Genomic DNA, 22,163 nt, shown 5'->3' on the forward strand with positions numbered 1-22,163 from the left:
TCCGGTCAGCCCAGCGCGGGGGCCCGCTGCTGCTCCCGCGCGGAGGCGTCCGGATGATGCCTGGCGAGCACGAGGACGCCGGCCATCGCCACGACGCCGCAGGCGACCAGGACCGCCGACGCGCCGCCGTCCAGACTGGTGGTCTCGTCGAGAAGGGTCATCCCGATCACCGTCGCGACCAGCGGGTTGACCACGGTCTGCGAACCCACCACCACGTCCGCGGGCCCGCTGTCGTAGCCGAGCTGGATCAGCCACGAACCGGCGAGAAACGCGACCACCACGCCCAGCGCCGACAGTGGGGGCAGTCCGCTGAGTCCCTCGATGCGCGTGCTGTAGGTGACGTCGCGCAGCAACACCGACACCAGACCGTAGGCCGCCCCCGCCGCCATCGCCAACGCGACGCAGCGCGCGTTGCCCCGGCTCACCAGCGCCGCGATGCCGAGCAGCAGCACGGCCGCGCCGATCACGATTCCCGAGGTCAGGACCGCGCCCGGCGGGATCCGCACCTCCGCCACCGCTCCCGCCGACACCGTGACGAAGACACCGACGGCGAGTGAGGTCGCACCGACGGCGATCCAGCCCGCCCTGTCGATCGGGACGGCCCCGCTGTGCGCGTTGAGCAACGCGACCATGGGCAGTGCGAGCACCACGATCGGCGCCACCAGTGACACCGGGGCAAAGGTCAGCGCGAGGATCTGCAGTACCGCACAGGCGAAGAGCACCGCGAAGCCACGAATCCAGTCCCGGTTGCGGACCAGTTTGGCGAGGGTCCGCAGGCGCAGGCCGCGATCCTGGGTTTCGGCGCGTACCCCGCTGTGCTGCAGTTGTGCGCCGACGGCGCTGCACAGCGCGGCGAGCACCGCACAGGCGACCGCGAACGACATCACGAGCGAATCACCTCGTCCTGAGCGCGCAACAGGTCTGTTGGTACGGCTACCCGGTCGGGCCGGTTGCGCAACCGGGTCCAGGACACTGTGAGCAGGCGGGTCGCCAGCACCAGCAGCATCGCCAGTTCGAGCACGAACAGCAGCCGTTGGATCAGCCCGGAGTACGCACGGAAGTCCGCGAAGGCGGGGAAGGTGAACCAGGGCAGCAAGTCAGGGAGCCGCGCCACGAGATAGGCCACGGCGAGCGCGGCGGCACCCAGGGCGAGCCTGCGCACGGTCCTCCCGGTGCCCGCCCAGTCGGGCTGGCTACGCAAGCTGCGGGCGAGTGCCAGCCCGGCCAGCGGGAGACTCGCGAACAGTGAGGCGCCCGCGAACTGGTGGATCAGGCCGTGCACGCTCTCGATCCGTGGCGCGTTGTCGGTCGGGAAGACCGCACACAGTACGAGTCCGAGGCACCACACACCGAACAGTGTGGTGGCGGCGGGACCGATCCGCACGCGAAGCTGCACCAGCCCGATCAGGATCGTCAGGGTGGCCACGGCCAGCACCACCAGCGTCGCGGCGAACACCTCGGCGCCGTGCTCGGTGAAGACGTAGTAGCTCACTGCCCGTGACACCGGGTTCACCTCGTGCACGAACCGCACGTTGAGGTAGGTCATGGCCACCAGCGAGCGGACGAGACCGACCAGGGACATGAGCGCCAGCAGGCAGGCCATGAGGGAGAACAGACCGAGCCAGCGCGCGCGGCGCGCCTGCGTCCGATCGCCACCCATCGGTCCCCCTGGCTGTGAGGCTCCTGTGAAGTCCAACGCCTTGATCATCCCCGTAGTTCCCTGAGAACCCACTGATAACGGGGGTTGACGCGGGGGTGTGATGTCTCCAACGCCACATTGGGGAACTCCCACTCGGGGCGCCGACGCCGGTGCGAGGCGTGGTGTTCACCCGACGCGGTGATGCCGGTGGGATCCCGGGAGCGTGCGCACCGCTGCACACTCGACACGCGGCCGTGGGCGAGAACAAGGGGAGGCCTTCGCGTGGCGCAGTACACCGTTCCGGCCATCCGGCGGCTCCAGCTCGGCAGGGAGCTGCGGGACTGGCGCCACCGCGCCGGACTGACCCTCGGCCAGGCGGCAGGGGATCTGGACATGTCGAAGAGCGCGCTCGGGCGGATCGAGAAGGGGCAGTGCTCGCTGCATCCACTGCACGCCCGCGCGATGGCCGAGCTGTACTACGTGCCCGATGACGAGCGGGAACGCCTGATCGACATCGCCCGCGAGGCGGTGAAGCGGAATCACAATCTGATCGAGGGCATCTCCGTCGACAGCTACCCGGCACTGGAGGCCGAGGCGGTGGCGGTCCGCAACTACGAGTTGGCCTTCGTACCGGGACTACTGCAGACCGAGGACTACGCCCGCGCGCTGTTCACCGTCGGCACCAGTCGTGACCGAGCCCGAAACCTGCGAATCAGGATGAGCCGAGGCCGACTGTTGTTCGGCGACCGACCACTCAGGTTTCACGGCATCGTGGATGAGTCGGTTCTGACCCGGGCGCTCTCCAGCCGCACAGTTCTGGCCGCACAGCTGCGCCACCTCGTTGAGATATCGAATCTCCCCAACGTCACCTTTCAGGTCGTCAGGGAACAAGCCGGAATGTATCCAGGGCTCCGGGGTGCCTTCAGCGTGTTGACCTTTCCCGAAGACACCATTGCCGACCTCGGCTACGTCGATCACGCCGCTGGTCACCTCCAACTAGTGCGCCCGAACCAGGTCACAGAGCTTTCCTGGCAGTTCAACGCCATCGCTAAGATCGCTCTGGACGAGCAGGCATCGAGGGAGCTCGTGAACCGATTGGCCGACGAGCTGAGCAGTTGAGGTGCACCGTGAACCTGGACCAGCCCAACTGGCACAAGAGCAGCTACAGCGGCGGCGAGAACACGAACTGTGTCGAGGTCGCGATCGCCCAGGAGGTCGCCTCGGTCCGGGACTCCAAGGATCCTGGCCCTGCCCTGGTTCTCCCGCCGGCGACCTGGCACGCGTTCCTCACCGACCTCAGGGAATGACGTCGAACCTCTCCCCCGCGGCCACCGGCCGCAGGTCCCTGTCGAACGCGGCGAAGCGGCCCGACACGAGCCAGTCGCTCGCGGGGGCGCTGCGCCCGTGCTGTGCGGCAGTCGCTTCACCCGGTCCGCGAGCTCCTCGGGCGCCCGCCCCGCCTTCTGAGTCATGCATGCATGCCGGCACTCACGCATGCATGCATGACTCAGTCAGCTGCCTCAGCCGGAGAAGGTGAGGTTCTTGCCCGTGGAGGGGTCGAACAGCTGGAGCTTCTCTGTGTCGAACCAGATGTCCAGGTTCTCGCCCTCCCGCGCACCGGACTCGGCCGAAAGGCGGGTGACGATCTGCGAACCGCTGGACGGTACGTCCGCCGCGCCCGCGTCGGCGGCGAGTTCGGCCAGCTCCGTGGAACTGGCGAGTTCGCCCTCGATGGTGAAGTGGGCGTACTTCTCCGAGCCCATCGACTCCAGCACGTCGACCTGAGCGGCGAACACCGCTCCCCGCCCGCGCACGTGCTCATCGACCAGCGAGGCGTCCTCGAAATGCTCGGGACGGACGCCGGCGATGACCTCGCGCGGCGCGTTCGCCGCCTCGGCGAGTCGCCGGACCCGGTCCGGCAGCGCCACCTGGCCGAACGCGCTGTTCAGCTGTCCCTGTTCCAAGGTGGCCGGGACGAAGTTCATCGACGGCGAGCCGATGAACCCGGCCACGAACAGGTTCGCGGGTTGCTCGTAGAGGAACTGCGGCGACCCGATCTGCTGCACGTGCCCCGCCCGCAGCACCACGACGCGGTCGCCGAGGGTCATCGCCTCGGTCTGGTCGTGGGTGACGTACAGGGTCGTCGTGCCGAGCTGCTTCTGCAACTTCGACACCGACGTCCGCATCTGGCCACGCAGCTTCGCGTCCAGGTTGGACAGTGGCTCGTCCATGAGGAACGCCTTGGGGCTACGGACGATCGCCCGGCCCATCGCCACTCGCTGCCGCTGCCCACCGGAGAGGTTCGCCGGTTTGCGATCCAGGTGCGGCACCAGGTCCAGCACCCGCGCGGCCTCATCGACCTTCGCCGTGACGGTCGAATCGTCCACTTTGGCCAGCCGCAGCGGGAACGCCATGTTCTCCCGCACGCTCATATGCGGGTAGAGGGCGTAGGACTGGAACACCATCGCGATGTCCCGATCCTTCGGCGCCCGCTCGTTCATCCGTTGCCCATCGATCCGCAGCTCGCCGTCGGAGATGTCCTCCAGCCCGGCCACCATGTTCAGCGTGGTGGACTTCCCGCACCCGGAAGGCCCGACCAGGATGATGAACTCGCCGTCGGCGATGTCGATGCTCACGTCCGATACCGCAACCGCGCCGTCGGGGTACCGCTTGCTCACATTGTCCAGAACGATCTCAGCCATAGTTACCCCTTCACCGCGCCTGACGTCAGCCCCGCAACAATGCGGCGCTGAAAGAACAACACGAACAGAATGATCGGAATGGTGATGACCACCGCAGCGGCGGAGGTGGTGCCGGTCGGGTCCTCGAACTGAGAGTCACCGGTGAAGAAGCTCAGTGCCACCGGCACCGTCCGGGACGCCTCCGTCGACGTCAGCGTGATGGCGAACAGGAAGTCGTTCCACGCGAAGATGAACACCAGGATCGCCGTGGTGAACACACCGGGAGCGGCCAGCGGAGTGATCACCTTCCAGAACGCCTGACCGGGCGTGGCCCCGTCCATCTTCGCCGCCTTCTCCAGCTCCCACGGGATCTCCCGGAAGAAGGCCGACAGCGTGTAGATCGCCAGCGGCAGCGCGAAGGTGATGTAGGGCAGGATCAGGCCGGGCCAGGTGTCGAAAAGACCCAGTTGCCGCTCGATGTTGAACAGCGGCGTCACCAGCGAGATCTGCGGGAACATCGCGATCAGCAGCGAAACGCCGACCAGCGCCCGCTTTCCCGGGAAGTCCAGCCGGGCGACGGCGTAGGCCGCCATCGCGCCGAGCACCACCGCGATCACCGTCGCGATGATCGCGATACCGATCGAGTTGATCAGCGGCCGGATGAACTCGTCGGTGGCGAAGATGTCGGCGTAGTTCTGCAGCGTCCACTCGCTGGGAATGAAGTTCCCGTCCGCGAGCGTGTCCTTCGTCTTGAACGACAGCGACGCGATCCACAGCACCGGGACCAGCGCGTACACCACGACGACGATGTCGATCAGGGCCCACCTACCGGTGCGGCCGCCCCTGCTTGCGAGAGCCGGAATGGCCATCAGCGCCTCCCCCCTTGGTCACTGCCCGGCGCGGCTGTGCCGAACCCCTTGATGAAGATGACCGCGATGATCGCCACCGCGATGAAGATCAGCACGGACATCGTCGAGCCGATACCGAGGTTCGCGCCTTTGATCAGGTTGTTGTAGGTGATCATCGATACCGAGGACGTGTCGTTGGAGCCGCCGGTCAGCACGAAGATGTTGTCGAAGATCCGGAACGCGTCCAGCGTGCGGAACAGCAACGCGACCAGGATCGCCGGTTTCATCACCGGCACCATCACCTTGGTGAACCGCTGCCATGCGTTCGCGCCGTCCATCGACGCCGCCTTGAGCAGGTCTTCCGGCACCAGCGCGAGCCCGGCCATCAGCAACAAGGCCATGAACGGCGTGGTCTTCCACACCTCGGCCAGGATGATGATGAACAGCGACGGCCACTGCTCGGTGAGTGGCGCGGCATCCTCGGCGAGGAGGTTGGCCAGATAGCCCGTGCCCGGTGTCCAGGCGTAGTACCAGGAGAACGCCGCCACCACCGTGACGATCCCGTACGGGATGAGTGACACCGTGCGCACCATGCCACGGGCCACGATCGTGCGGTGCATGATCAGTGCCAGCGCCATGCCGAGCACCAGCTCGATCGCCACCGACACCACCGTGAGGAACACCGTGGTGCCGAACGCCGACCACCAGTAGGAGTTGCTGAGCACCACGATGTAGTTGTCCAGCCCGACGAACGCCCGCTCCGTGGGGAACCGCAAGTCGTAGCGTTGCAGGGACAGCCAGATCGAGTAGATGATCGGCCAGCCGGTGACCGCGAGCATCACCAGGGCGGCCGGGGCACACAGCAGGAGCCCGAGACGCCGTTCCGCCTTCTTGCCCTCACTGAGCGAGGGCTTGGGCCGCTTCTTGGCGCCCACCGCGCTAGCGGGGATTTCGCTTGCCGCCTGGGTCACGGAATGATCCCCTTCGACTCGAGCGCATCGCCCATCTCCTCCCGCAGCCGCTCGGCGGTGGCCTCGGGATCGATCTCCGAGGGCGGGGAGAGCACGTGCGCGATGATCGTGGACAGGGTCTGGTATGCCGGGGTCTTCGGCCGCACCGCCGCCTCAGCCAGCGCCTCCCGGATGGCGTCCTTCATCGGGTACTCGGTGACCATGCTGGGGTTGTCCGCCGGGTCCGCGGGCTTCGACGGGTCCAGCGGCGCCGGGTCGTCGTAGACCGACTCGACCGTCGGAGGCACACCACTGACCAGCGCGGAGAACTTCTGGTTCTCCGGACTGCGCAGGCACAGCGCCGCCTCGAACGCCTCCGGCTTGTGCTGTGAGTAGGTGCTGACCGCGAGGTTGTAGCCACCGATGGTGGACCTGCTCTCGCCTCCGGCACCGACCTTCGGCAGGCGCGTCCACTTGAAGTACTGGAGGTCGTCCGGCTTCTCCTCGGCGTAGGAGGCGTAGACGTACGGCCAGTTGAGCTCGAACGCCCCGTTGTCGGACTGGAACGCCAGGCGCACCTCGTCTTCCTTCATGTTGCTCAAGGAAGGATCGGTGAGTCCGGAGGAACTGACCTCACTGAGGATCTCCAGGCCGCGCACCGCACCCTCATCCATCACGACCGAATCGCCGTTCTCGGAGAGCATGTGCCCGCCAGCCGATTCGACCAACGAGTTGTAGACCACGACCAGACCTTCGTACTGCGCGCCGGTGAAGAGGATCTGGTGCGGCTTGCCCTGCGCCTTGAGATCGCGGGACATCGCGATCATTTCTTCCCACGTCTCCGGCGGCTCGGGCGTGATGCGCTCGTCGTACCAGAGCAACTGGACGTTGGTGTTCTTCGGCGCCGCGTAGAGCTTGCCGTCCCAGGTCGCCGTCTCCAGCGGTCCCTCCAGCACGTCCCGCTCGGCTTCCGCCTTGTCGGCGCCGGTCCACTCCTCGGTCCAGCCCGCTTCGGCGAACTCGGCCGTCCAGGTGACGTCGAGGCCGAGCAGGTCCAGCGTCTCGTCGCCAGCGGCGAGCCGGCGCATCATCTGCTCCCGCTGACCGTCGGCGCCACGAGGCAGCTTGTTGTAGACGATTTCGTACCGGCCGGCTGCCTGAGTGTTGCACTTGTCCACCACTTGCTCGAAGCCGTCTTCGGGCGCGTAGTAGAGGTTGATCTTCAGGCCGTCCTCGGACCCGCACGCGGTGAGCATTCCGGCCGACATGACCATGGCGCCGATCGCGGCGGTCGTCCGCCCCGGCGAACGTCCTCCCCGGATAGCCCAGCCACGCGGCCGCCGTCGACCGGCGAGCGAGGCAACGATATCGGTTTTCCCCATCGCGTCTCCTTCCCAGTGCGCACGCGGCAGCGCGGGCGCCCGGTGGAAACGCCCCGGCACAGAGGGAAGGACCGTGCCGCACCCCGTCGTGCAGACGAGCCGGACGGCACGACTGCGCCGACCGTTCGGTGCGGTGCAACTTATTCCTGCGGATGGACCGAAGCAAGCTGGAGCAGTAACGATTCAGTTGGACTTAAGGAACATCGGTAATTTTACCGATCCCGAATGTGTCAGCTGACGGATCCTGGCGACCGCATCGCGAGTTTGGCGAGCAGGTCCCGGCCCTGTTCGGCGTTTCGGGGCTGACAGAGCACGTCGTACCGTCCGGCCACCAGTTGGCTGGCGGACGAGAAGTCCCTGCGCCCGCGCGTGGAGGCGTAGCTGATCGCGGCGAAGACGAGTCCGAACAGCACACCGGAGAGCAGGCCGACCAGAATCGGCGCGTAGCCGACGCCTTCGCTGCCGAACATGCCGAGCAGCAAACCGACGAAGAGACCGAACCAGGCGCCGGACACAGCACCGGTGCCGAGCACCTTGCCCCAGGAGAGCCGCCCGATGACCCGCTCGACGAGCATCAGATCGACGCCGACGATCGTCACGTCCTGCACAGCGAAGTCGTTGTCGGCGAGATAGTCGACCGCGCGCTGCGCTTCCTCGTACGTCTCGTACGAGCCGATCGGCCAGCCGGTCGGCGGAGTCGGCAGCCGCGGCTGGCCGCCTTGGGAACGTCCAGCGGACGAGAAGGGACCAGTCACCGTCATCACCCATGCCTTGCTGTCGTTCAGGGACGTTTCCATCCTGCCAACGTCGATATAACCACGCGAGCCAGCTGGGGACACACACGGTAAGCAGAAGAGCGGTGGCAGCCGTTCACGCCCAGGAAGATTGTTGACAATCCAACCATCTCGGGCAAGTCTCTGGCACATGGTCTCGGGCGCGCACGCGGACACCACGGCTGTCGATCCCACGAAGGAGGTCCGCCGGGTCGCCGTATCCTCGCTGCTCGGGACCTCGATGGAGTGGTACGAGTACTTCCTCTACGGGATCTTCGCCGCCCTGGTGTTCAACCGGCTCTTCTTCCCCGACCTCGACCCGGCCATCGGCACCATCGCGGCGTTTCTGACGTTCGCAGTGGGTTTCGTCGCGCGACCGATCGGCGCGGTGCTGTTCGGCCACCTCGGGGACCGGATCGGCCGCAGGACGACCTTGATCACGACAATCGTGGTCATCGGCGGTGCGACCGGGACCATCGGTCTCCTGCCGACCTACGACGCGATCGGCATCTGGGCGCCGGTCCTGCTGGCGATCCTGCGGTTCGTCCAAGGGCTTTCACTCGGTGGCGAGTGGAGCGGCGCCATCCTCATGGCGGTCGAACACGCGCCGGAGAACAAACGCGCCTTCTACGGGGCGATGCCGCAACTGGGCTCCCCGATCGGCACGCTCGCCTCGTCGGCCGCCGTCGGGCTGGTCACCCTCCTACCCGAGGAACAACTGCTGACCTGGGGCTGGCGAGTCCCCTTCCTGGTGGCCTTCCCGTTCCTCGCGATCGCGATCTATCTCCGGCTCAGGGTCGAGGAGTCACCGCTGTTCACCCGGGTCCGCCTGGAGCACCGCGAGGTCCGGATCCCGCTCTTCGCGGTGCTGCGCACCCATTGGGGACGGATGCTCCTGGCCGTGGCGGCGACCATGTTCGCCTCCGGCGCCTTCTTCCTGATGACGACGTACGCGGTGAACTTCGGCACCAGCACGCTCGGCCTCTCCGCGAACACGATGCTGACCGCCACGCTGATCGGCGCGGGAATCGAGGGTGTGTTGATCGTGGTCAGCGGTCGCATGGCCGACAGGTACGCGCCGTGGCGAATCATGGCGTTCGGCGGAGCCCTCTGCGTGCTCGCGGCCTTCCCGCTCGCCATGCTGGTCGGTACCGGGGACCCGGTGCTCGTCGTCATCGGTGTCGCGGTTGGCATCGGCCTGCTCGGGATCCCCTACGGTCCGATGGGCACCCTGCTGGCCCAACTGTTCCCCGACGAGACCCGATACAGCGCCGTGGCTGTGACGTACAACGTCGCGGGCATGATCGGCGGCTTCGTGCCCTCGGCCGCGCTCGCGATGTCGACCGCGCTGGACGGCTCGGCCTCGGTGATCGCGATCCTGTTCGCCGCGATCTGTCTCATCACGACAGTCGGCGCGTTCGGCGCGGGAGTGGCACTGAAGCGGGACGTACCGCTGTCCGTGGCCAGCTCCTGAGGCGCAGTCGTCCTACTCCACGACCGAGATGTCCACGGTCACGGCCTTCTGCGCGTCGCCGAGCACTCCCTCGTTACCCTTCGAGGTCGCCTCGACGCGGTCCTCCGCGACACCGGCGGCGACCAGCTCGTCGCGGACCGCGTCGGCCCGCTCCTGACCGAGTTTCGTGGCCTTGTCGGCGTCCTCGTATCCCGCGGTCCCCACGACCTGGAGCTTGGCGTCCTGCTCGGCGGACGCGGCCTCGGCCACCTGCCCCAGCGCCTGCTTGGCCTCGTCGGTCAGCTCCGCGCTCTGCGGCTGGAACGTGATCGGCGTGGCCTGCAGGATCTCGTCCAGCTTCGCCTGCAGACCGCCCTGCGCACCGCCGTCCTCGGTGCCGGTCTCGCCGGACGCCGGGCTGCTCGCCGGGTCCTCCGTCATCGCACTGGCAGCGGTCATGGGTGCGCCGTTCTCCGCACCGGGGACCTGCCCCCCGCCGTCGTCGCCGCAGCCAGTCGCCGCGGCGAGCACGAACGCGGCGATCATGATTCCCCGCACTGCTGTCCGTCGCACCATCGGTCCTCCTCCTGCATCGCTGTCGCACTCCCCTCACGCGGACCGTAACCCCGCGCGGACGGCTTCGACACTTGGAGAACACGGGCGGTCGGACGACGACGCGCGCGCCGAGACCCGCGGTAGCAGCAGGACGCGGACCTACCGCAGACCTTGCCTGAAAGCATGGCTCCGAACCGGCTTCGCTCTCACCACGGGTCGATCACGCACGGCGCGTTACCCCTCGACGGAGCGATAATCTCGCGCCACAGGGTGAAAACGCGCCGTTGTCCTTTTCGGACCTTCTCGCTCAGCCCCGCGACTTGTAGTCACGCAGCAGACCCCGGCTGATGATCGTCTTCTGGATCTCGCTCGTGCCCTCACCGATGAGCAGGAACGGCGCCTCGCGCATGAGGCGCTCGATCTCGTACTCCTTGGAGTAGCCGTAGCCGCCGTGGATGCGGAACGCCTCCTGGGTGACCTCGGCGCAGTACTCGCTGGCGATCAGCTTCGCCATTCCCGCCTCGACGTCGTTGCGGGCGCCGGTGTCCTTCAACCGGGCGGCGTTGACCATCATCAGGTGCGCGGCCTCGACCTTGGTGGCCATCTCGGCGAGCTTGAACGCGATCGCCTGGTGCTCGGCGATCGGCTTGCCGAACGTCTGGCGCTGCTGCGCGTACTCCACAGCCAGCTCGAAGGCGCGAATGGCGATCCCGCAGGCCCGCGCCGCGACGTTCACGCGACCGACCTCGATACCGTCCATCATGTACGAGAAGCCCCTGCCCGGCTGCTCGCCGAGCACCATGTCCGCGCCGACGCGAAAGCCGTCGAACACGGCCTCGGTGGTGTCGACGCCCTTGTAGCCCATCTTGTCGATCTTGCCGGGGATGGTGAGCCCGGGAACCACCTCGCCGAAGCCCTCCGGCTTCTCGACCAGGAACGTGGTGAGGTTCTGGTGCGCCTTTTGCGCACCCTCGTCCGTCCGGACCAGCAGGGCGATCAGGTTCGAGCTGCCGCCGTTGGTCAGCCACATCTTCGAGCCGTCGACGACGTATTCGTCGCCGTCCCGCTTCGCCTTGGTCTTGATCGCCGCGACGTCGGAGCCCAGATCGGGCTCGGACATGGAGAACGAGCCGCGCACCTCGCCGGTGGCCATCCGGGGCAGGAAGTGCTTCTTCTGCTCCTCCGTGCCGTGCCGGGAGATCATGTGCGCCACGATGAAGTGGGTGTTGATCACGCCGGACACGCTCATCCAGCCGCGGGCGATCTCCTCCACCACCAGCGCGTAGGTCAGCAGCGACTCACCCAGCCCGCCGTACTCCTCGGGAATGGTGATCCCGAACAGGCCCATCTCCTTCATGCCGGCGACGATGTCGGCCGGGTACTCGTCGGCGTGCTCGAGTTCCTGGGCGTGCGGGATGACCTCCTTGTCCACGAACGAACGGACCGTGGCGAGGATCTCGGTCTGCACTTCGGTCAAACCGGCGGTCTGGGCAAGGCGGGCCATGCGTGCTCCTGGTCGTCTTCTCGCGGCGCTGCGGTACGGCGGTTACCGATGAGTATGACCTGAAAGACCCTCGTCCGCCGGTACAGGGTGGGCAGCGCCACGGTCGGTCTCCCGCGACTGCTCTGGCACCTCGACCGCCCCGTTCCTGGTGGCGTTGTCCAGGAAACGCAGCAGTTCGACCGGGAAGGGCAGCACGAGCGTCGAGTTCTTCTCCGCCGCCACCTCCACCACGGTCTCCAGCAGCCGCAGCTGCAGCGCCGCAGGAGTGTCCGCCATCCTGGCCGCGGCCTGCGACAACTTCTCCGAGGCCTGCAGCTCACCGTCGGCCGCGATGACCCGGCCCCGGCGTTCCCGTTCCGCCTCGGCCTGCCTGGACATGGCCCGCTTCATCGCCTCGGGCAGCGCGACGTCCTTGATCTCGACCCGGTCGATGTGGATGCCCCAGCTCAGCGCGGGGCTGTCGATCATCAGCTCGAGGCCCTCGTTCAGGCGTTCCCGGTTGGAGAGCAGGTCGTCGAGATCGCTCTTGCCGATGATGGAACGCAGCGAGGTCTGCGCGACCTGTCCCATCGCGAAGCGGTAGTCCTCCACGCCGACGATGGCCTGCACGGGGTCGAGCACCTTGAAGTACACAACGGCGTCCACCCGGACCGTGACGTTGTCCCTGGTGATCCCGTCCTGTGCGGGCACCGGCAGGGTCACGATCTGCATGTTGACCTTACGCAGGTGATCGATGCCCGGAATGATCATGGTGAGTCCGGGCTCGCGCGGCTGGCGATGTACCCGGCCCAGCCGGAAGACCAGCCCGCGCTCGTACTGCTTGACGACCCGGGCACTGGCGCTGATCCCGAGGGTTACGGCGATGGCCAGTGCGGCCAGGACTTCCACCAGCATGGCGACTCCAGGGTGTGTGCCCCCTCACAACAGATGCTACGCCGCCACCCCAGGCAAGCTGGTCACATGCTGATTCCGCCGTCGTCCGCCGAGCAGGTTGCCGAGGAGGACGGCTGGCCCGGGCCGCCGCACTTTCCCGGGAAAGTGCGGTAGTTGCGCGCGCATACACCGCACTTTCCCGGGAAAGTGCGAGTCCGGAGAACTCCAGCCCCAGCTCACAGGCTTTGCCCCTCGCACTTTCCCGGGAAAGTGCGAGACCTCGGTGCGGCGCGCCCACCACCCCGCGCGGCAACGCCGGTTGCCCTAATCTTTGGGCCATGGCCGCCGTGAACAGGGTTTTCGCTGCACAGCTGGCCGGCCTGCCGGTCTTCGGGCCGGATGGTGAGTCGATCGGCAAGGTGCGCGACCTGGTCGCGGGCCTGCGCCTGGACCAGCAGCCGCCGCGCGTACTCGGGCTGGTCGTCGAGCTCTCCAACCGCAGGCGGGTCTTCGTCCCGATGCTCCGCGTCACGGTGATCGAACCCAGCGCGGTGACCCTGGCCACCGGGTCGGTCAACATGCGCCGGTTCCACCAGCGTCCGAACGAGGTGCTGGTCCTCGGTCAGCTCACTGACGCACACGCCCGCCTCGCGGGCACCGACACCAGGGTGACCGTGGTGGACGCCGCGATGGAACCCACCCGTACCCGCGACTGGGTCCTGGCCAGGCTCGCGATCCGGGAGCGCAGGGTCGGCCTCGGCAGGCGCCGCTCCTCGTTGCAGGTTCTGCCGTGGTCGGAGGTGTCCGGTCTCGGGCTCACCGACCTGTCCGGGCAACCGCAGGGCGCGGGCAGGCTGCTGATGCTGTTCGACACCATGCGCGCGGTCGACGTCGCCGCGACCCTGCGCGACCTGCCACTGAAACGGCGGCACGAGGTGGCCGACGCGATGGACGACGAGCGCCTGGCCGACGTCATCGAGGAACTGCCCGAGGACGACCAGAAGGAACTGCTGTCCTACCTGCCCGAGGAACGGGCGGCCGACATCCTCGAGGCGATGAACCCGGACGACGCCGCCGACCTGCTCGGCGAGCTCAACCCGGCCGACCAGAACCGGTTGCTGGAGCTGATGCACCCCGAGGAGTCCGCGCCGGTCAAACGCCTGCTGGCGTACTCATCGGACACCGCGGGCGGGCTGATGACCCCGGAACCGGTGGTGCTGCCGCCGGACGCGACGGTCGCCGAGGCGCTCGCACACATCCGCAACGCCGAGCTGCCCGCCGCACTCGCCAGCATGGTCTTCGTCTGCCGCCCGCCGACCGAGACTCCCACCGGCCGGTACGTGGGTTGTGTGCACTTCCAGCGGCTGCTGCGCGAACCGCCGGCCGAGCTGGTCGCCACCGCCGTCGACAGTGACCTGCCGGCGCTGCGGCCCGACGCGCCACTGTCCGAGGTCACCCGGTACTTCGCCGCGTACAACCTGGCCTGCGGCCCCGTGGTCGACGACCAGGAGCACCTGCTCGGTGCGGTGACCGTGGACGACGTCCTGGACCACCTGCTGCCCGAGGACTGGCGCGAAACGGGGTTGCACGATCGCACGGGCGAACCCGAGCAGCACGCTCACGTGGACGAGGAGGTCGAGCATGCCTGAGCTGCTCAACCGGCGGCGGCTGGACCAGCCGCGCACGCCGAGCCGGTTCGCGCTGAACATCGACCCGGACACGTTCGGCAGGTTGTCCGAACGGCTCGCGCGCTTCCTCGGCACCGGAAAGTACCTGTTCTGGCAGACGCTGCTGGTGATCATCTGGATCGTGCTCAACCTCACCGCGCTGACGCTGCGGTGGGACCCGTACCCGTTCATCCTGCTCAACCTGGCCTTCTCCACCCAGGCGGCCTATGCGGCGCCGCTGATCCTGCTGGCGCAGAACCGCCAGGACGACCGGGACCGGGTGTCCCTCGACGAGGACAGGGCCAGGGCCGCGCAGACCAAGGCGGACACCGAATACCTCGCGAGGGAGCTGGCCGCGCTGCGGCTCGCGGTGGGCGAAGTGGCCACCAGGGACTATCTGCGCGGCGAGCTGGACAAGCTGCGCGAGGACCTCGACGCGGGGCCCCGAAGGGCCAAGTCGGGGCGGGACGGTTCGTCGCGTATTACCGATCCGTAGCATGGTGGGAGCACACTCGTTCGGTTCCCCAGAGAAGGTCGGTGCTCCAGCAGTGACCAGCACACAGCAGCTTCCCAGCGTCGAGGACGTTCGTACCGCGCTGAAGGACGTGTACGACCCGGAGATCAAGAAGCCGATCACCGATCTCGGCATGGTCAAGGACGTCACGGTCGGCGCCGACGGTGTCGTGGACGTCGCCATCTATCTGACGATCGCGGGCTGTCCGTTGAAGGACACCATCACCAAGGAAACGACCGCGGCGGTGGAGAAGCTCGACGGCGTCACCAAGGTGCGGGTCGAGCTGGACGTGATGAGCGACGAGCAGCGCACGGAGCTGCGCAGGTCGCTGCGCGGTGACTCCGAGGAGCCGGTGATCCCGTTCGCCCAGCCCGGTTCGATGACGAGGGTGTACTGCGTCGCGTCCGGCAAGGGCGGCGTCGGCAAGTCCAGCGTGACGGTCAACCTCGCGGTGGCGATGGCCGAGAAGGGCCTGTCCGTCGGCGTGGTCGACGCCGACATCTACGGCCACTCGGTGCCCCGCATGCTGGGCACCAACGAGAAGCCGACCAAGGTCGAGAAGATGATCATGCCGCCGCAGGCGCACGGCGTGAAGGTGATCTCCATCGGCATGTTCACCCCGGGCAACACGCCCGTGGTGTGGCGCGGGCCGATGTTGCACCGAGCGTTGCAGCAGTTCCTCGCCGACGTCTTCTGGGGCGACCTGGACATCCTGCTGCTGGACCTGCCGCCGGGCACCGGTGACATCGCCATCTCGGTGGCGCAGCTCATCCCGAACGCCGAGATCCTCGTGGTGACCACCCCGCAGCAGGCCGCCGCCGAGGTGGCCGAGCGGGCGGGCGCGATCGCGCTGCAGACCCGGCAGCGGATCGCCGGTGTGATCGAGAACATGTCCTGGCTGGAGACGCCAGACGGCGGCCGGATGGAGATCTTCGGTTCCGGCGGCGGGCAGATCGTGGCGGACTCGCTGACCAAGTCGACCGGCGCCGAGGTGCCGCTGCTCGGTCAGGTGCCGCTCGACCCGCGCCTGCGCGAACAGGGCGACGCGGGCACCCCGCTGGTCCTGGCCGAGCCGGACGCCCCGGCATCGAAGGTGCTCCGCGAGTCCGCGAGCAAGCTGTCCGTCCGCGCCCGCGGCCTGGCCGGCATGATGCTCAACGTCTCCCCCGCAGGCCGCTAGCCCCCGGGCCCGACTTGGCAGTTCCGAGGCCCTAGTTGGCAGATCCGGCGGACGGCTACGTTGCGTCCGGGTCGACCGGGGGCTTCTCGCCCGGCTTCAGCGGCTCGGGCGCGGACTGCGGGGCCGCGGTGGCGGGATAGCCGTTCGGCTTCGTTCCACCGTTGCCGTTGAACTCGTTCACGCCGAGCGGATCAGGATCCCCGTCGAACAGGTGCTTGGTCACCGCGCGGCGCGGGTCGAAGTCCCGCAGACCGCGCAGATCCTCGAGCGGCTTGCGGAAGTCGTCGAACTCCGGGCCCATCTCGTCCCGCAACTGCTGCCGGGCTCCGGTCGCGAAGTCGCGTACCTTCCGCATGCTCTTACCGAGCCACGCGGCGGCCTCCGGCAGCCGTTCCGGGCCCAGGATGAACAGGCCGGCGACGATGAGGACGAGGATCTCTCCCCAGCCAACACTCTCGAACACCTTGCGGACCTCCGCATCACCGGGCGCGTGCATGGCAAGCGTACCCGCACTCCGTGATGTCCCCAATGCCACATTGGGAACTTCCGAGTCCGGGGTGCGGCTAGTCGCTGCCCAGGGTCACGTCGACGGTGAGCGGCCGTCCCTGGCGGACGATCCGGACCGGGACCACATCGCCGATCTCGTGCTGGCGGATCGCGACGGTGAGTTCGGCGGCGTTGCGGACCGTCCGGTCCCCGACCTTGGTCACCACGTCGCCCTCGGCGATCCCGGCCCTGTCCGCCGGACCACCCTCTGCCACGTTCTGGATCTGCGCGCCCTCGGAGGTGTTCGCCGCGACCGAGGCGGCATTGACACCGATGTCCGGGTGCTTGACCTGCCCGTCGCGGATCAGCGACTCGGCGATCTTGATCGCCTGGTCCACCGGGATGGCGAAGCCGAGCCCGATGCTGCCGCCCTCGCCCTCGGCGCCGCCGACCGTCCTGATCAGCGAGTTGATCCCGACCAGCGCACCGGTCGCGTCCACCAGCGCACCGCCGGAGTTGCCCGGGTTGATCGCGGCGTCGGTCTGGATCGCGTCGTAGGTCACCGGCGGGTCCCCGTTCTCCCCAGGAGCGGTGACCGGCCGGTTCAGCGCACTGACGATGCCCTCGGTCACCGTGTTCTCCAACCCGAACGGCGAACCGACGGCGATCACGGTGTCCCCGGCGGCGAGCTCACTCGACGAGCCGATCTCGATGACGATCGGGTTCGACACGGCGACCTTGATCACCGCGAGATCCGTCTTCGGATCGAGACCGACGATCTGTGCGCTGCCCCTGGTCCCGTCGGTGAACACCGCCGTGATCTCCGCCTCCTCGTCCTCCGCGGCCAGCGCGACGACGTGGTTGTTGGTGAGGACATAGCCCTCGGGGTCGATGACGACGCCGGAACCGACGCCACCGGACTGCCCGGCCTTCACCTCGATCGAGACGACGGCGGGCGCGACCCTGCGGGTGATCTCGGCGATCGAACCGGCAGGACGCTCCTTGCCCGCCTGCGCCTCGGCGATGTTGAGTTCGCCGGTCAGCGAGTTCCCCGCACTGGCCAGCCCCCAGCCGACGAGACCGCCTGCGGCGCCGACCAGCAGCGCCACGACACCGAGCAGGGCCAGCGCACGCGGCTTGACCCGCCTGCCGAAGAGCACCTCGGGCAGGCTGAGCAGCGCGCCGGACGGACGCTTCTCCGCACCGGCCGACGCCTCCTCGGCCTGCACAGCCGGGCGGCCGAGCACGGCACCGGCGCCAGGATCCCGCCACGGATCCGCGGGTTCCGCCCAGAGGGGATCCTCGGGGTCCTCCGCAGTGGTGCCGTTGCCGTCGTTCGGACGCTGGAGCACGACCCCGTCCGCGCCGGGAGGACGACGGAAGGCCTCGGCGAGAGACTCGGGTGGTGGCGGCGCCAGGGTCACGCCGTTGCCCGTCGAACCGTCGCGTCGCGGCCCGGAGTCCGGGGCGTAGAGCTTGTCGAACGCCCCCGTCACACCCTGTGGCCTGCCGAAGGTGGCGGCCTGGGCGGGATCGACCGCGGGGCGCTGCACGGGCCGGGGGCCGAGTCGGTTTTCCCGCACGCCGGGGTGCTCCTGGTCCGAGTTCGGCTGGTTCATCATTCCCCGAGCTGAGTAGTGCCTCTCACGCCGAGCGCCCGGCGTCCGATCGGTTTCCCGGCATGACGATACGCCGGGCTCCACGCCGCGGTTCCCAGACGCCCTGTCCGAAAACCGAGTCTGCCCTCACCCCGGTGAAGTAGGCGTTGTGCGCGACCGCAGCGGTCAGGGTCTGCCGACGAGCAGGTCGTCGGCAGGAGCCGGTGTGGTCGTCGTGGTGGCGGGGGCACTCGTGGGCACCGAAGCAGCACCACCGAGCTGTGCGCGCACACCGGCAGGGGGCAGCTGACCACTCGGCTCACGGGGCACCTCAGCGCTGTTCGCGCCCGAAGTCGCGACGAGCGCGAGCGCGCTCAGCACGAGACCGGACACGACCACGCCTGCGCCCTGCGCGGCCCTGCGCCGCGTCCCGCCGGTGTTGAGCCTGCTTCCGCCGCCGAGCACGTTCGGTGAGTTTCCCAACGGTGCCACCTGGCCGAGCGGAGCCGTGCCACCCAGCATCGAAGGGGAAACGGCACCCCGAAGCCCGGCGACCCGATCAGGGCGCTGGATCGTCACCAACTGCCCGTCCTCGGTCATCGCCAGGTTGTCCGGCGAGGTGGAGAGTTCGGTGTCCTGCGGGATGGACCGCAGGCTGGCGAGGAAGCCTGCCGACATCGACGGAGCATGGGCGGTCTGGACCGCGGACCGCGCCTGCCGTTGCGCGGCAACGTCGGCAGCGCAGCCCGGGCAGCGGGCGATGTGGGACGCGGCACGCTCGTGCGCCGCGATGGACAGCTCCTGGTCGACGAAGGCGACCACGGCGTCCGGCAGAAGATGCGACTCGGGAAGACCCCAGCCACGGAGTTCGCTCATACCCGCACCTCCGACTCCTGTTTGAGCGCCCTGCGGCGCTCCAGGGAGGCGCGCAACGCCTGACGACCACGGTGGATCCTGCTCCGGACGGTGCCCAGTTTGACACCGAGAGTGGCGCCGATCTCCTCGTAGGACAGGCCCTCCACATCGCAGAGGACCACGGCGGCACGGAACTCCGGCGGCAACTCGTCGAGCGCTGCCTGCAGGTCCGGGTCGAGATGCGTCTCAGAGTAGACCTGTTCCGGGCTCGGATCGTCACCGATGATGCGATCGGTGTCCTCCGGCAGCCCCTCCATCCGCACCCGCGAACGACGGCGAGCCATGTCGAGGAAGAGATTCGTGGTGATCCGGTGCAGCCAGCCCTCGAAGGTCCCCGGCTTGTAGGAGGCCAGTGACCGGAAGACCCGGATGAAGGTCTCCTGCGTGAGGTCCTCGGCGTCGTGGGTGTTTCCGGACAGGCGGTAAGCGAGCCGGTAGACGCGGTCCGCGTGCTCACGCACGACCTCGTCCCAGGACGGTGGCGTCCACGCCACCTCCCCATGGTCACCAGCGGTGCTCATGGTGCTCGTTACGCCGACAAGGGCGGGCTCGGCCTGCGGTTGCGCGGGCATCGGGGTCTTCTGCATCTGCGGTGAAGGCACCTCCATCGGGCTTTCTCCCAACTACTCCACCCAACGCGGGTCCGAGGTCGTGTGTTCCCACTGACGAGACTCAGTCTCGTCCGTCTCCTTATGGTTCTAGTGAGACAGCGCTGAGAGGAGCCTGAGAGTGTGCGGCGGCAAACGCCGACTTCACACGCAGGCCAGGCGGCTCGCATGGTCGCCGCCACGGCGGATCATCGCGACGGGCCGATTCCCTCGATCATCGTGTTCACCAGCGAGGCGGCGAAGGCCTTGGCGCTGTCGGGATCGTCATCCGGGCCGGTGAAATGCGCGAGGAACGCCCGCTGGAAGCACGCGCCGAGCAGCATGGCCGCGGCCGCGTCGACATCGGTCTTCTCGGCCACCTCGCCTCGCTCACGACAGTCGGCCAGATAGCCGGACAGCGCCCGCACGACCAGATGAGGCCCCACTTCCCGTGCGGCGAGGTCGGCGCGATGAGCCGCGAGCAGGTCGGGCTCGGCGAACAGCGACGCGGCCATCGGAAAACCCTGCCGGTAGAAGCGGACGGCGGCCACCGCGACGTCTCGCAGCGCGGTGGCCAGATCGTCCTGGTCGCCGCGGTCGTGCAGCCTGCGCAGTGCTGCGCCGAGATCCCCCTGCGCCCGCTCGGCCAGCACCGCGACGAACAAGTCCGTCTTGCTGTCGAAATGTTTGTACAGCGTGCCCTCGGAGTATCCGGCGGCCTTGGCGATCTCTTTGGTCGTGGCCCGCGCCAGGCCCCGGTCGCCGATCAACTCGGCGGCCGCGTCAAGGATTTTGTCTCGCGTGGACACGACTTCTCCCTTCACGAGCGTATCGACCAAGCGGCGAGCGGGTGCACACTAACCTACGGGGTGCGTAGCCAGTGCTCGGCGAGGTCGGCCGCCATCGCCGCGCCCCTGTCGTTGAGGTGCACGCCGTCGACCAGCACGGTGTAGCCGTTGCCGCGGCCGATCTCATCCCAACTCTGGCCCAGGTAGTAGTGCCGGGCGCCGGCTACGGCCGCCGACGCGAGCGAGAACTCGGACGGTGTTGAGCCGCCCTCCGCGCGGATCGTCGTGCGCAGTGTCTCGTTGAGCGGCAGATAGGTGGCGCCATGCGTGGCGGCGACCTCCGCGATGACCTCGTTGAACCGCGCGAGCCGCAGATTCGGCTCGTCGTCGAGATCCTCACCGATCGGCTGCAGCGAATAGAACGCCACCTTGGCGTCGGTCTCGTCGTTCAGCCGCCGCGCCATGGCGTCCAGGTCTTCCCGGTAACCAATGAGGTCGGATTCGACGTCCCCGGCGTCAAGGACGTTGTTGGTGCCAACCAGGATCGCCACCGCATCCGGCTTGACCGCGATGATCTCGTCCGTCCGGGCGAGCAGATCGGCACTGGTGTGGCCATTGACACCCGCGTTGACGAACTGATGTCCGCCCATTCGCTGACGCAGCACGGAAACAAAGTCGGCAGAGCCGATCCCGTGCACGGAACTGGCCCCGGCCACCACGACGACCGGCCCGCCGCCGCTGCTGCCGCCGGCATCGAGGAACTCCGCCGGGGTCAACTCAGCGTCGCGAAGGAACGTCAGATAGGCCAGCGGGGCCAGCACCGCAAGGACGGCCAGTACGGGCGTGAGCGTCCAGAGCAGGACACGGCGCAGTCCGCCGCGGGATACGACGGTGGAACTTGGCGTCGACATGAAAGCCCTTCAATCCGAGTTAGTGGGTACATACTCACTCCCAAGGTAAGTGAGTGCTCACTTCCTGGCAAGTCCGGTCACCAACGAACGGTGCCGGTCGCACAGCACCCACGGCCTCACACGCCGGCCAGGCTCACAGCGCTCATTGCACGGTCACCAACGAACGGTGCCGGTCGCGCTAGTCTCTTGCCCGTGACCTCCGAGACCCACACCACTGGTTCGGCCGGACTGGGTGACCTGATCGAGGGTTTCCTGCCCGAGGACGATCCGCTCACTGCGGCGCGCCTGCGTGCTCAGGAACTCGGATGTCCTTCGGTGGACGCGGCGAGCGGGGCGGCGCTGTGCTTTCTCGCGGCGGCGTTGCAGGCCAGGGCCGTGGTGGAAATCGGCACCGGAGGCGGGGTGAGTGGCCTGCATCTGCTCAGGGGCATGACACCGGACGGAATCCTCACCTCCATCGACATCGAGCCCGAGTACCACCGGGCCGCCAGGACGACGTTCTCGGGCGCCGGATTCGCTCCTGGACGCACGCGGCTGATCATGGGCCGTGCGCTGGACGTGCTGCCCAGGCTGACGACGGGCGGGTACGACCTGGTGTTCGTGGACGCCGCGCGCGTCGAGTACCCGCTGTACTACGAAAAGGGCGTGCAGTTGCTCCGGCCGGGCGGGGTCATCGTGTTCCACAACGCGCTCGCCGAAGGGCGACTCGGCGACCAGAGCCGCCGTGACCCCGAGGCCATGGCGCTGCGCGAGGTGGCCCGCGCCGTCCGCGAGGACGAACGACTGGTCCCCGCGCTGCTGCCCGTCGGGGGCGGCCTGCTGGTGGCAGCGGCGGCCGGGCACTGACCAAGTAAACGCG

Annotated in this window: 24 protein-coding genes; 7 read left to right on the plus strand and 17 right to left on the minus strand. The window is 68.1% G+C overall.

Annotated features, from left to right (window positions below; all coding sequences use genetic code 11):
• Positions 1-5: 5 nt before the first annotated feature.
• Together BM199_RS23310 and BM199_RS23315 are read right to left on the minus strand one after the other, a co-directional pair.
• Positions 6-884: a DMT family transporter gene (locus BM199_RS23310; RefSeq protein WP_091675441.1), complete on the minus strand. Its 879-nt coding sequence runs from the start codon at positions 882-884 to the stop codon at positions 6-8.
• Positions 884-1,708 (minus strand): DUF998 domain-containing protein, encoded by an 825-nt coding sequence (locus BM199_RS23315; protein WP_245788579.1) that lies wholly within the window; start codon positions 1,706-1,708, stop codon positions 884-886. Before BM199_RS23315 ends, BM199_RS23310 begins: the two co-directional genes overlap by 1 nt.
• Positions 1,709-1,921: 213 nt before the next feature.
• On the opposite strand from BM199_RS23315, the gene BM199_RS23320 reads away from it, so the two are divergent.
• Positions 1,922-2,758: a helix-turn-helix domain-containing protein gene (locus BM199_RS23320; RefSeq protein ID WP_177242751.1), complete on the plus strand. Its 837-nt coding sequence runs from the start codon at positions 1,922-1,924 to the stop codon at positions 2,756-2,758.
• Between the two features lie 8 nt (positions 2,759-2,766).
• On the plus strand, positions 2,767-2,946 hold the full coding sequence (locus BM199_RS23325) for a DUF397 domain-containing protein (protein WP_091675444.1): 180 nt from the start codon (positions 2,767-2,769) through the stop codon (positions 2,944-2,946).
• Here the strand turns inward: BM199_RS23325 and BM199_RS33405 are convergent.
• From BM199_RS33405 to BM199_RS23350, 6 genes are all read right to left on the minus strand, one after another.
• Complete coding sequence (locus BM199_RS33405; RefSeq protein WP_143101896.1) at positions 2,936-3,115, minus strand: hypothetical protein; 180 nt, start codon at positions 3,113-3,115, stop codon at positions 2,936-2,938. The two genes, BM199_RS23325 and BM199_RS33405, sit on opposite strands and share 11 nt — an antisense overlap.
• A 44-nt stretch (positions 3,116-3,159) precedes the next feature.
• Positions 3,160-4,341, minus strand: a complete 1,182-nt coding sequence (locus BM199_RS23330; RefSeq protein ID WP_091675445.1) for an ABC transporter ATP-binding protein — start codon at positions 4,339-4,341, stop codon at positions 3,160-3,162.
• Between the two features lie 2 nt (positions 4,342-4,343).
• A complete protein-coding gene (locus BM199_RS23335) occupies positions 4,344-5,189 on the minus strand; it encodes a carbohydrate ABC transporter permease (protein WP_091675446.1) in 846 nt (281 codons plus the stop codon).
• Complete coding sequence (locus BM199_RS23340; RefSeq protein ID WP_091675447.1) at positions 5,189-6,139, minus strand: carbohydrate ABC transporter permease; 951 nt, start codon at positions 6,137-6,139, stop codon at positions 5,189-5,191. The genes BM199_RS23335 and BM199_RS23340 overlap by 1 nt, the downstream gene beginning before the upstream one ends.
• Entirely contained in the window at positions 6,136-7,500 is a 1,365-nt protein-coding gene (locus BM199_RS23345; RefSeq protein WP_091675448.1) for an ABC transporter substrate-binding protein, read from the minus strand. Before BM199_RS23345 ends, BM199_RS23340 begins: the two co-directional genes overlap by 4 nt.
• Positions 7,501-7,730: 230 nt before the next feature.
• Positions 7,731-8,261 carry a general stress protein gene (locus tag BM199_RS23350; protein ID WP_091675497.1) on the minus strand — a complete coding sequence of 177 codons (531 nt, stop codon included), beginning with the start codon at positions 8,259-8,261 and terminating at the stop codon, positions 7,731-7,733.
• A 163-nt stretch (positions 8,262-8,424) separates the two neighbouring features.
• On the opposite strand from BM199_RS23350, the gene BM199_RS23355 reads away from it, so the two are divergent.
• Positions 8,425-9,747 (plus strand): MFS transporter, encoded by a 1,323-nt coding sequence (locus tag BM199_RS23355; protein ID WP_091675449.1) that lies wholly within the window; start codon positions 8,425-8,427, stop codon positions 9,745-9,747.
• Positions 9,748-9,759: 12 nt separating this feature from the next.
• Here the strand turns inward: BM199_RS23355 and BM199_RS23360 are convergent, their stop codons facing one another.
• The 3 genes from BM199_RS23360 to BM199_RS23370 form a co-directional block, all read right to left on the minus strand.
• Positions 9,760-10,302, minus strand: a complete 543-nt coding sequence (locus BM199_RS23360) for an OmpA family protein (protein WP_091675450.1) — start codon at positions 10,300-10,302, stop codon at positions 9,760-9,762.
• 286 nt (positions 10,303-10,588) lie between these two features.
• Positions 10,589-11,785, minus strand: a complete 1,197-nt coding sequence (locus BM199_RS23365) for an acyl-CoA dehydrogenase family protein (RefSeq protein WP_091675451.1) — start codon at positions 11,783-11,785, stop codon at positions 10,589-10,591.
• A 42-nt stretch (positions 11,786-11,827) separates the two neighbouring features.
• Positions 11,828-12,679, minus strand: coding sequence for a slipin family protein (locus BM199_RS23370; protein WP_091675452.1), 852 nt, complete (start codon positions 12,677-12,679; stop codon positions 11,828-11,830).
• Between the two features lie 317 nt (positions 12,680-12,996).
• On the opposite strand from BM199_RS23370, the gene BM199_RS23375 reads away from it, so the two are divergent.
• From BM199_RS23375 to BM199_RS23385, 3 genes are read left to right on the plus strand one after another with little or no spacing between them, the layout of a single operon-like run.
• Entirely contained in the window at positions 12,997-14,307 is a 1,311-nt protein-coding gene (locus BM199_RS23375) for a magnesium transporter MgtE N-terminal domain-containing protein (RefSeq protein WP_091675453.1), read from the plus strand.
• Complete coding sequence (locus BM199_RS23380) at positions 14,300-14,821, plus strand: DUF1003 domain-containing protein (RefSeq protein ID WP_091675454.1); 522 nt, start codon at positions 14,300-14,302, stop codon at positions 14,819-14,821. The genes BM199_RS23375 and BM199_RS23380 overlap by 8 nt, the downstream gene beginning before the upstream one ends.
• 52 nt (positions 14,822-14,873) lie before the next feature.
• Positions 14,874-16,019 carry an Mrp/NBP35 family ATP-binding protein gene (locus BM199_RS23385; RefSeq protein ID WP_091675498.1) on the plus strand — a complete coding sequence of 382 codons (1,146 nt, stop codon included), beginning with the start codon at positions 14,874-14,876 and terminating at the stop codon, positions 16,017-16,019.
• A 55-nt stretch (positions 16,020-16,074) separates the two neighbouring features.
• Here the strand turns inward: BM199_RS23385 and tatB are convergent, their stop codons facing one another.
• The 6 genes from tatB to BM199_RS23415 form a co-directional block, all read right to left on the minus strand.
• The gene (tatB, locus tag BM199_RS23390; RefSeq protein WP_091675499.1) at positions 16,075-16,482 is read right to left on the minus strand and encodes a Sec-independent protein translocase protein TatB; all 408 of its coding nucleotides are present in this window, start codon (positions 16,480-16,482) and stop codon (positions 16,075-16,077) included.
• 100 nt (positions 16,483-16,582) lie between these two features.
• On the minus strand, positions 16,583-18,124 hold the full coding sequence (locus BM199_RS23395) for a S1C family serine protease (RefSeq protein WP_091675455.1): 1,542 nt from the start codon (positions 18,122-18,124) through the stop codon (positions 16,583-16,585).
• Between the two features lie 165 nt (positions 18,125-18,289).
• Positions 18,290-18,979, minus strand: coding sequence for an anti-sigma factor family protein (locus BM199_RS23400; RefSeq protein ID WP_091675456.1), 690 nt, complete (start codon positions 18,977-18,979; stop codon positions 18,290-18,292).
• A complete protein-coding gene (gene sigE / locus BM199_RS23405; protein WP_281245741.1) occupies positions 18,976-19,626 on the minus strand; it encodes an RNA polymerase sigma factor SigE in 651 nt (216 codons plus the stop codon). Before sigE ends, BM199_RS23400 begins: the two co-directional genes overlap by 4 nt.
• 188 nt (positions 19,627-19,814) lie before the next feature.
• Positions 19,815-20,414 carry a TetR/AcrR family transcriptional regulator gene (locus tag BM199_RS23410; protein WP_245788581.1) on the minus strand — a complete coding sequence of 200 codons (600 nt, stop codon included), beginning with the start codon at positions 20,412-20,414 and terminating at the stop codon, positions 19,815-19,817.
• Positions 20,415-20,467: 53 nt separating this feature from the next.
• A complete protein-coding gene (locus tag BM199_RS23415; protein ID WP_091675458.1) occupies positions 20,468-21,304 on the minus strand; it encodes an SGNH/GDSL hydrolase family protein in 837 nt (278 codons plus the stop codon).
• A gap of 192 nt (positions 21,305-21,496) precedes the next feature.
• Between BM199_RS23415 and BM199_RS34640 the strand changes: the two genes are divergently transcribed.
• Positions 21,497-22,150 carry an O-methyltransferase gene (locus BM199_RS34640; RefSeq protein WP_091675459.1) on the plus strand — a complete coding sequence of 218 codons (654 nt, stop codon included), beginning with the start codon at positions 21,497-21,499 and terminating at the stop codon, positions 22,148-22,150.
• The last annotated feature ends 13 nt before the right edge of the window (positions 22,151-22,163 follow it).

This window comes from Amycolatopsis marina, assembly GCF_900111885.1.
Taxonomy (GTDB): Bacteria; Actinomycetota; Actinomycetes; order Mycobacteriales; family Pseudonocardiaceae; genus Amycolatopsis; species Amycolatopsis marina.

What these genes read in the sequence shown, in the direction of transcription:
- BM199_RS23310 (WP_091675441.1), bottom strand. Translation starts at nt 884, where the DNA reads ATGTCGTTCGCGGTCGCCTGTGCGGTGCTCGCCGCGCTGTGCAGCGCC.
- BM199_RS23315 (WP_245788579.1), bottom strand. Translation starts at nt 1,708, where the DNA reads ATGATCAAGGCGTTGGACTTCACAGGAGCCTCACAGCCAGGGGGACCG.
- BM199_RS33405 (WP_143101896.1), bottom strand. Translation starts at nt 3,115, where the DNA reads ATGCATGACTCAGAAGGCGGGGCGGGCGCCCGAGGAGCTCGCGGACCG.
- BM199_RS23330 (WP_091675445.1), bottom strand. Translation starts at nt 4,341, where the DNA reads ATGGCTGAGATCGTTCTGGACAATGTGAGCAAGCGGTACCCCGACGGC.
- BM199_RS23335 (WP_091675446.1), bottom strand. Translation starts at nt 5,189, where the DNA reads ATGGCCATTCCGGCTCTCGCAAGCAGGGGCGGCCGCACCGGTAGGTGG.
- BM199_RS23345 (WP_091675448.1), bottom strand. Translation starts at nt 7,500, where the DNA reads ATGGGGAAAACCGATATCGTTGCCTCGCTCGCCGGTCGACGGCGGCCG.
- BM199_RS23350 (WP_091675497.1), bottom strand. Translation starts at nt 8,261, where the DNA reads ATGACGGTGACTGGTCCCTTCTCGTCCGCTGGACGTTCCCAAGGCGGC.
- BM199_RS23355 (WP_091675449.1), top strand. Translation starts at nt 8,425, where the DNA reads ATGGTCTCGGGCGCGCACGCGGACACCACGGCTGTCGATCCCACGAAG.
- BM199_RS23360 (WP_091675450.1), bottom strand. Translation starts at nt 10,302, where the DNA reads ATGGTGCGACGGACAGCAGTGCGGGGAATCATGATCGCCGCGTTCGTG.
- BM199_RS23365 (WP_091675451.1), bottom strand. Translation starts at nt 11,785, where the DNA reads ATGGCCCGCCTTGCCCAGACCGCCGGTTTGACCGAAGTGCAGACCGAG.
- BM199_RS23370 (WP_091675452.1), bottom strand. Translation starts at nt 12,679, where the DNA reads ATGCTGGTGGAAGTCCTGGCCGCACTGGCCATCGCCGTAACCCTCGGG.
- BM199_RS23375 (WP_091675453.1), top strand. Translation starts at nt 12,997, where the DNA reads ATGGCCGCCGTGAACAGGGTTTTCGCTGCACAGCTGGCCGGCCTGCCG.
- BM199_RS23380 (WP_091675454.1), top strand. Translation starts at nt 14,300, where the DNA reads ATGCCTGAGCTGCTCAACCGGCGGCGGCTGGACCAGCCGCGCACGCCG.
- BM199_RS23395 (WP_091675455.1), bottom strand. Translation starts at nt 18,124, where the DNA reads ATGAACCAGCCGAACTCGGACCAGGAGCACCCCGGCGTGCGGGAAAAC.
- BM199_RS23400 (WP_091675456.1), bottom strand. Translation starts at nt 18,979, where the DNA reads ATGAGCGAACTCCGTGGCTGGGGTCTTCCCGAGTCGCATCTTCTGCCG.
- sigE (WP_281245741.1), bottom strand. Translation starts at nt 19,626, where the DNA reads ATGGAGGTGCCTTCACCGCAGATGCAGAAGACCCCGATGCCCGCGCAA.
- BM199_RS23415 (WP_091675458.1), bottom strand. Translation starts at nt 21,304, where the DNA reads ATGTCGACGCCAAGTTCCACCGTCGTATCCCGCGGCGGACTGCGCCGT.